Annotated in this window: 4 protein-coding genes; 1 reads left to right on the forward strand and 3 read right to left on the reverse strand. The window is 70.0% G+C overall.

Annotated elements, in window-relative coordinates; translation table 11 throughout:
* The first annotated feature begins 109 nt into the window (after positions 1-109).
* On the forward strand, positions 110-2,458 hold the full coding sequence (locus OG883_RS37415; RefSeq protein WP_266553176.1) for a glycoside hydrolase family 95 protein: 2,349 nt from the start codon (positions 110-112) through the stop codon (positions 2,456-2,458).
* Here OG883_RS37415 and OG883_RS37420 read toward each other — a convergent pair.
* The 3 genes from OG883_RS37420 to OG883_RS37430 form a co-directional block, all read right to left on the reverse strand.
* Positions 2,440-4,659 carry a germacradienol/geosmin synthase gene (locus OG883_RS37420; protein WP_266551156.1) on the reverse strand — a complete coding sequence of 740 codons (2,220 nt, stop codon included), beginning with the start codon at positions 4,657-4,659 and terminating at the stop codon, positions 2,440-2,442. The two genes, OG883_RS37415 and OG883_RS37420, sit on opposite strands and share 19 nt — an antisense overlap.
* A gap of 167 nt (positions 4,660-4,826) precedes the next feature.
* A complete protein-coding gene (locus OG883_RS37425) occupies positions 4,827-6,752 on the reverse strand; it encodes an N-acetylmuramoyl-L-alanine amidase (protein ID WP_266551158.1) in 1,926 nt (641 codons plus the stop codon).
* Between the two features lie 500 nt (positions 6,753-7,252).
* Positions 7,253-8,458 carry an ROK family transcriptional regulator gene (locus OG883_RS37430; RefSeq protein WP_266551160.1) on the reverse strand — a complete coding sequence of 402 codons (1,206 nt, stop codon included), beginning with the start codon at positions 8,456-8,458 and terminating at the stop codon, positions 7,253-7,255.
* Positions 8,459-8,480: the final 22 nt, after the last annotated feature.

Raw genomic sequence — 8,480 nt, forward strand, 5'->3', positions numbered from 1 at the left:
CAAGCGACGGACTTGTCATGTGCCTTGTCAGGCAGTCATCGGACTTTTACCGTGACGGTTCATGACTCAGCGGATCAGTGGGATCAACGGGATCAGCCGAAGAACCACCATGAAGTCCGCGCTGGGGGCAACCGGCGCACTGGCACTGGGAGTTCCGGCGTCGGCAGGCAGGGCCGCGGCCGCCAACCCCTCCGATGAATTGACGCTCTGGTACGGAGCCCCCGCGGCCGACTGGGAGCGGGAGACCCTGCCCATCGGGAGCGGAGCGCTCGGCGCGAGTGTGCACGGAACCCTCGTCTCCGAACGGCTCACCCTCAACGAGAAGACCCTGTGGGCCGGCGGGCCCGGCTCGGCGCAGGGATACGACCACGGCAACTGGACCTCGCCCAGACCCGGCGCCCTCGACTCCGTACAGCAGCGACTGGACGCCGATGGCTCCCTCGCCCCGGAAGCCGTCGCGGCCGTGCTCGGGCAGCCCAGGCACGGCTTCGGCGCCTACCAGGTCCTCGGCCATCTGGAGCTCGCTGTCCCCGGTGCACCCTCGGCCCCCGGCGCCACCTACCGGCGGGCTCTCGACCTCCGCGCGGCCGTGGCCACCGTCGCGTACAGCCATCAAGGCACCGCATACACAAGGGAGTTCTTTGCCTCCCACCCCGGCGAGGTCATCGCCGGACGGTTCGCGGCCGACCAGCCGGGCAAGGTCGGCTTCACCCTCCGCTACACCTCCCCGCGCAAGGACTTCACCGCCGCGGCGGCCGGTGACCGGCTCACCGTGAAAGGAGTGCTCCAGGACAACGGGCTGCGGTTCGAGGCCCAGATCCGGGTGCGTACCGACGGCGGCAGCGTCAGTGCCGGACCGGACGGCACCCTCACCGTGAGCGGCGCCGACAGCGCGTGGTTCGTCCTCGCCGCGGGCACCGACTACGCCGACACCTATCCGCACTACCGGGGCGCCGACCCGCACCGCGCCGTCACCGACGCCGTCGATACCGCGGCCACCGGCACGTACGACACCCTGCGCGGGGAGCATGTGCGCGACCACCGCGCACTCTTCGACCGCGTCCGGCTCGACATCGGCCAGCAGCTCCCGGACCTGCCCACCGACCGTCTCCTCGCCCGGTACACCGGCGGAACCGACCCGGCCGACCGGGCGCTCGAGGCGCTGTTCTTCCAGTACGGCCGCTATCTGCTCATCGCCTCGTCCCGCGCCGGATCCCTGCCCGCGAACCTCCAGGGCGTATGGAACAACACGACCGGCCCGCCCTGGTCCGCGGACTACCACGTCAACATCAACCTTCAGATGAACTACTGGCCTGCCGAGGTCACCAACCTCGCCGAGACCACCGCCCCCTACGACCGCTTCGTCGAAGCGCTGCGGGCCCCCGGCCGCCGCACCGCGCGGGAGATGTTCTCCACCGCCGGGTGGGTCGTCCACAACGAGACCAACCCGTTCGGCTTCACCGGTGTCCACGACTGGGCGACCGCTTTCTGGTTCCCCGAGGCCGCCGCCTGGCTCACCCAGCAGCTGTACGACCACTACCGCTTCAGCGGCTCGACCGGCTATCTGCGCTCCACCGCCTATCCGGTGATGAAGGAAGCCGCACAGTTCTGGCTGGCCAATCTGCGCACCGGCTCTTCCCCCGCCTCCGGTGGGGAGGCCCGCGGCGACGGGACGCTCGTCGTCACCCCCAGCTACTCGCCCGAGCACGGTGACTTCACAGCGGGTGCGGCGATGTCCCAGCAGATCGTCCACGACCTGTTCACCAACACCCTGGAAGCCGCCCGGATCCTGGGTGACTCCCGCGACTTCCGTACCCGGCTGCAGGACGCCCTCGACACGCTCGACCCGGGGCTGCGCATCGGATCCTGGGGCCAGCTCCAGGAGTGGCAGGCGGACCTCGACTCTCCCGTGGACGATCACCGCCATGTCTCGCATCTCTACGCCCTCCATCCCGGCCGCCAGATCGAGGCGGACAGCATCTGGGCCGAGGCGGCCAAGGTCTCGCTCACCGCGCGCGGCGACGGCGGCACCGGCTGGTCCAAGGCTTGGAAGATCAATTTCTGGGCGCGGCTACGCGACGGGAACCATGCCCACAAGATGCTCACCGAGCAGCTGAAGAGCTCCACGCTGCCCAATCTCTGGGACACCCATCCACCGTTCCAGATCGACGGCAACTTCGGTGCCACGGCCGGGATCGCCGAGATGCTGCTGCAGAGCCAGCACGGTGTGATCGAGATCCTGCCCGCGCTGCCGGCCGCCTGGCCCGACGGCGAGGTCTGCGGCCTGCGGGCGCGCGGGGCCGCCACCCTCGACATCACCTGGTCCGGTGGAACGGCCCGCCGTATCGTCCTCACGGCGGGCCGCACCGGTCAACTCACCCTGCGCTCCACTCTGTTCCCGGGGGGTGAGAAGCGCTTCAAGGCGTGTGCCGGCGAACGCTACGCCTTCACCGGCTGAGCCGTCAGCAGCTGCACGACCCGCGCAGCCGACGTACCTTGCCCCGCGGGACCGCCGAGGTGCCACGGGGCTCCGCCGGTTCCCGCCCGCAGATCCTCGTCGCGGTAGCGCACACAGCCACGGTGCCAGTTGAGGATCGCGGCCATCCAGTCCTTGAGCTCGTGCACATAGCCGTCGAGGATTCTCCGTGCCTCGCCGTCCAGCGCGAAGTCGTCGTAGAGAACCGGAAGTTCTACCTCGATGACATGCTGGAACTGCTTCATGCGCCCCTTCATCAGGTCGTGCACCATGTCCACACCGGTCGGATAGTCGATCCCGAAGAAGTTCTGCACGACCAGGACGGCGTTGTGCACCTCGCCCTCGTACTCGATCTCCTTCTGGTACGAGAAGAGGTCATTGATCAGCATGCCGTAGTCGACCGCGGCGTTCTCCAGTGAGCGGATGGGCCCGCTGCGGTAGATCTCGGCAGGCACCCGGTCCCCGTGCGAGAGCCGGCACAGCCGCATGGTCATGTCCGCGCCGAAGGTGAAGCGCCGCATCTCGATGTAGTCCACCGGATCCGGGATGCGGTGCTGCGCCTGATTGGCCAGCTCCCACAGCCAGCTCGCGATCATGTCCTCGACCGTCTTGCGAAACGTACGCCGCGAGGCCTCGTCCATGGGGCCCGCGGTCCGTTGCCACAGATCGGCGAGCCCCCGTTCCATCGCGTCGCACGGCTCGGGCGTCGGCCCGCCGTCCAGCGGCATGAAGAGCAGCAGCCGCTCATTGGCGGCCCGGGCCCCGGCCAGATCACGGGTGCGCCCGTAGATCACCGGGTACAGATCGTCTCCGTACGTGCCCCAGGTCAGCCAGTTCGACGACAGGTCCAGCTCCTCCGGTGTCGCATCCGGATGGAGGCCCGCCGAACAGAGCGGCAGATCGATGTTGCGTGCCCGCCGTTCGTCCCAGACGTGCGAGCCGGGCCGCCCCGGCTGCGCCTGAAGGATTCCCATCCGCCGCGCCCACTGGATGTTCCGCTCCCGCGCCCCCGCCAGATGCGGGCTGAGAGTGACGTTGTAGGGCAGTTCGAACTCGGGGAGCAGGGACGGGCCGACGTGCTGGTACGGCTGATGGGTGTGGCTGCGCCGACGAGCCGCCTCGGCGCGTGGAGTGAAGCGGACCGACGCGGCGGACATGCCCCAGCCGCTCCGGTCGGGACCGTCGGCCTTCCCGCCGCCGTTCATGTAGCGGCTCGAGCGCATGTGCCACTCGTGCCCGCCGGACTGCCAGTCCTGCAGGCCCTTGGCGTACGCCAGCACGGCGGTGGTCTCGGCGGGGGTGAGGCGCTTCTCCGCGCAGAGCGGCCCGACCTCGGTGAGAGCGGTGTTCTCGAACTGCTGGAGCCGCGAGGTCAGCAGGTCGTTGACGGCCTCGGCCGCCTCCTGCGTCGTACAGCCCAGGAAGTTCTCCAGGACCAGGACTCCATTGCTGTTCTCGCGCTCGTCCTCGACCTCACGCTGGTACGAGAACAGGTCATTGCGCAGGTGCACCGCGTCCGAGAACGCGTCGCGCAGCACGCACAGCGGCCGCGAGCCGGCCACCGCCGCGGGGACCTCGGCGTTCGCCGCGAACTCCACCAGCCCCGCCGACCAGGGCGCCCCGCCGACCTTCCGCCGCATCTCGATGTACTCGACGGGGTTGGCGATCCGCCCCTCGTCCATGTTGGAGAGTTCCCACAGGGACTCGTTCAGCAGATGCTCGGTCGCCTCGGCGAACCGCACCCGCCAGGCGTCCGACATGCTCGGCACGGTTCGCGCCCACAGATCGGCGAGACCCGCCTCGACCGGATTCTCCGGCTCCGGCGTACCGTCCGCGAGATTCATCGGCATGAAGGCCGGCAGCCGGTCCAGATACCGCTTCCCGCCCTCCCGGTCCAGCGTCCGCTTGAAGGTCTCCAGGAAGTGGTCGTCGAAGAAGAAGACCCACACATACCAGTCGGTGACGAGGGAGAGGGCGTCCGCGTCGCAGTCCGGGTGGGTGTACGCGCACAGCAGGGCGTAGTCGTGCGCGTCGAGATCGCGTTCCTCCCAGATGCCGGAGCCCTCCAGCATCTCCATCCGCTGCGCCCACTCTTTGGTGTGCCTGCGTGCCTCCTCGACATGCGGATTGAGCCGCGCCGGATACGGAACGTAGAAGTCCGGCAGTACGAAGGGCTGTGCCATGTGCGCCTAGGGCCTTTCGGTGAGCATCCGCGTGCGAGACGCGGACCCGTCGTGGACGGGCCAGCCCTACCCGTCGCCCGTACGGCCCACGCCCCACGGCGATTAGTCACACAAGCCCACGAATATGTGGGGGCGTCACCGGACCCACGCCCGGTGGCGCCCCGCTGCTACTTCCGTACGCGCACGTCGGACGCCTTCACAAAGGCGACCCGGTGCCCGAACTGGATCTCGTAGTACGCCTCCTTGCCGCGCACCACCTTGTGCCCGGCGGTGTCGAACGTCGTCGCGTACAGATACTCGCCCACCGTGCGGTCACCCACGACGTACTGCTGGCCCGCGAGCAGTTTGTACGGCAGCGCCGAGACGGCCTGCACCGGGATGTCGGCGGGATACGCCGCCGCTTCCGGATAGGCCCGCCCGTACACCGGGATCTCCGCCACGCCTGCCTTCGGGGTGAGCAACCGGCCCCTTGTCGGCACCGCCGTCGGCTGCTTGCGCGGATTGTGGAACCAGGCCTTCTGTCCCAGGTACCAGATCGCCGTCCAGTCGCCCTCGCGCCCGGCGACGGCGTACTGCTGGCCCGTCGAGGCACGGGCGCCGGTGTCATTGACGCCGGTCGTGGAGCCCTCGCCACCCGGCCGCAGACCGATGTCCTTGACCAGCGGGGCGTCCTCGGCGGGCGCGGTGTGCAGCCGGACCGCGCCCGAGCCGTGCGGTGCGCACGCCTGCCCGGCCTTCACACAGCCCGTGTACAGCGGCTGATGCCCGGTGTACGCGGGCCGGATCGTCACGGCCTCGCTGCGCGGACCCGCGGTCGGCGTGAACGGCTTGCCGAGCAGCGTGAAGTAGTGCGCCCAGTCCCAGTACGGACCCGGGTCGGTGTGCATCCCGCCGATCGTCGCCGTGGTCGTGCCCGGCACATTGTCGTGGCCGAGGATGTGCTGACGGTCCAGCGGGACGTCGTACCGCTGCGCCAGGTACTTCACCAGCCGCGCCGAGGAGCGGTACATCGCCTCCGTGTACCAGGCGTCCGGCGAGACCAGGAAGCCCTCGTGCTCCAGGCCCACCGACTTGGCGTTCACGTACCAGTTGCCGGCGTGCCAGGCCACGTCCTTGAGCGGGACGTGCTGGGCGATGTGCCCATCCGAGGAGCGCAGGGTGTACTGCCAGGACACATACGCAGGGTCCTGTACCAGCTTCAGGGTGGTGTCCCAGGAGCCCTCGGTGTCATGGACGATGATGTACTTCACCGACTGGGACGTGGGCCGGTTCGCCTTGTCGTGATTGCCGTAGTCGCCCTCACCGAACTCCTCGTACGGAGCCGGGATCCACTCGCAGGCCACCGTGCGCGGACACTCGGTTTTCGTCGCGTCCGCCGTACGCAGCCCGAGCCGCGCCGCCTGTGCCGGATCGGGAACCACGGCAGGACGAGCCGGCAGCGCGACACGCTGCCCGCTGTCCGTGGTGCGCGACTGGCCCGTGCGGATCACGTCGAAGACATCGTTGGCGTAGGTCGTCGCGGTCGCCGTGTCGTCCGCGCCGGAGAAGCGCGCCACCGCGCCGTACCAGTCGGCCGGATCCTCGCTCAGCGGCCGGCCCAGCTTCTTCTGCGCGTCGGCGAGCAGCGCCGCACCGCCGAGGACGTTGGCGGAGGAGCTGTTGCGCAGTTGCTCGGGGCTCAGCCCGGACAGCGCGGCCGCCCGGTCCAGTGTCCTCAGTCTGGACGGGAGTCCGGAGGCTTTGGGCAGCGCCGCCTCGGTGACGGTGCGGGCAGGACGCGCATCGTCACCGCGCGCGTCCTCGCTGCCGTGCGAATGGTGCGGAGCCTCGGCGAGTGCTGTTCTGGCATCGATCAGATGCATCGGCCCGTAGCCGCCCGTGACGCTTGCCGCGCCCCCGTGCGTGTCCCAGCGGGACTGCAGATACGACACGCCGAGCAGCACGCTCTGCGGTACCTGGTACCGGTCGGAGGCCGCGGCGAAGTCGCGCTGGAGCGCAACGGGCGAAGGCGGCTCCGCGGTGGCGGAAGGACCGGCCGAGAGCAGTGGCACCAGCAGTGCGGCCGACGCCACCGCGCCCGCCGTCCTCAGCATGCGCCGACGGGCGCTTTTCGGTCGTGCGGGGGCGGATCCTTGCAAGGCAGCCTCCAGGAGCGGGTGGTGCGCGACGGGGCCGGCGGGCCGAACACGAGTACAGGGGTATCGGCTCCCGGACGATCCGTCAATCATCTGCCCTTGCAAGGAGTTCGCACGTCAGCGAGCGTGTCGTGGAGTTTCGTGGCGATGGGGCGCGGGCCTGCGGCGCGTCAGTGGCGTGGACCAATGTCCTTGTCCGGAAGGCGGTTCCGGGTGTCTTCGAGTGCCGTCGGGCAACGCCGCCGTGGCGGAGAGCCGGCATCGGATTCCGGACAGCGCGGTGGGCTGGCCGGTGATGCGTCCGGTGATCGAGACGTCTGGTGTGATCGAGACGTCCGGTGATCGAGTACCCGTGCCATCAACTGCGCCAGGCACCGGAGGGCCGGCCCGAGGCCGCCTCCTGCCCGACGCCCGCGTCGAGTTCGAGGTCCGCGTCCCGTTCGAGGTCCGCCTGCGGGTCAGGACACGGCAGCACGGGCCAGCTGCCGGTCCACCTGGGCCGGGGACAGGGCGTGCTCGATCGCCAGAATGCCCGCGCCGAGAGCCGCCGCGGCCTCGCCCGTACGGCTCGGCTCGATCTGCAGCACATGTGTGGCCAGCGGATGCGAGCGCCGGTAGACCGCCTCCCGTACGCCCGCCAGCAGCTGATCGTGGACCGCGGCCAGCGCGCCGCCGAGTACCACCGTGTCCGGGTTGAAGAAGTTCACCAGGCTCGCCAGGACCTCGCCGACCGCCCGGCCCGCCTCGCGCACCATGCGCACCGCGTCCCGGTTGCCGGACTTCACCAGGCGTACGACATCGCTGCCCGAGGTGGCATCCAGTCCCAGACCCGCCAGCTTCTCCGCAAGTGCGGCGCCGCCCGCGACCGCCTCCAGGCAGCCGGAGTTGCCGCAGCGGCACGGCTCCTCCTGGTCACCGACCCGGATATGGCCGATGTCGCCTGCGCAGCCCTGCGCACCCCGGTGCAGCCGGCCGTCCGCGACGATCCCGCAGCCGATGCCCGTGCCGACCTTGATGTACAGCAGATAGCGGGTGTCGGGGAACGCGCGGCGCTGCTCGGCCAGCGCCATCACGTTCACGTCGTTGTCCACCAGCGCCCGCACCCCGAAGCGCGCGGCGAAGAACTCCGGGATCGGGTACTGGTGCCAGCCCGGCATGATCGGGGGATCCACCGGGCGCCCGGTGGAGAACTCCACCGGGCCCGGCACGCCGACACCGATGGAGCGCAGGGTTCCCGGCTGCCGTCCCGCCTCCTTCAGCAGTGTGTGCAGGGTGCGTTCCACATGGCGCAGCACGGACTCGGGCCCGTCCGCGATCGACAGCGGATCCTCCTGCGTGGCCAGCGTGGCGGCGCCGATGTCCATCAGCGCCACCCGGCAGTGCGAGGCGCCGAGGTCCACCCCGGCCACCGCGTGCTCTCGGGTGCGCAGTCGGAGTCTGCGGGGCGGGCGACCACCGGTCGAGTGGCCGGCCTCGGCCGCGGTCTCGTCGACGAAGCCGTGCGCGATGAGGGCGTCCACCCGCTGGGAGGCGGTGGAACGGGCGAGCCCGGTGATCCGGGCGATGTCCGCGCGCGTCGCCGCGGCCCCCGAACTGATCAGCGCGAGCACCTCGCCGGGGGAGTGAACGGCGGCGGATGCGCTGGGAGCCTGCGGCGGAGACATGACAGTAACCATAGGGACGACT

The organism is Streptomyces sp. NBC_01142 (assembly GCF_026341125.1).
In the GTDB taxonomy this organism is placed as follows: domain Bacteria; phylum Actinomycetota; class Actinomycetes; order Streptomycetales; family Streptomycetaceae; genus Streptomyces.

What these genes read in the sequence shown, in the direction of transcription:
- OG883_RS37415 (WP_266553176.1), top strand. Translation starts at nt 110, where the DNA reads ATGAAGTCCGCGCTGGGGGCAACCGGCGCACTGGCACTGGGAGTTCCG.
- OG883_RS37420 (WP_266551156.1), bottom strand. Translation starts at nt 4,659, where the DNA reads ATGGCACAGCCCTTCGTACTGCCGGACTTCTACGTTCCGTATCCGGCG.
- OG883_RS37425 (WP_266551158.1), bottom strand. Translation starts at nt 6,752, where the DNA reads ATGCTGAGGACGGCGGGCGCGGTGGCGTCGGCCGCACTGCTGGTGCCA.
- OG883_RS37430 (WP_266551160.1), bottom strand. Translation starts at nt 8,458, where the DNA reads ATGTCTCCGCCGCAGGCTCCCAGCGCATCCGCCGCCGTTCACTCCCCC.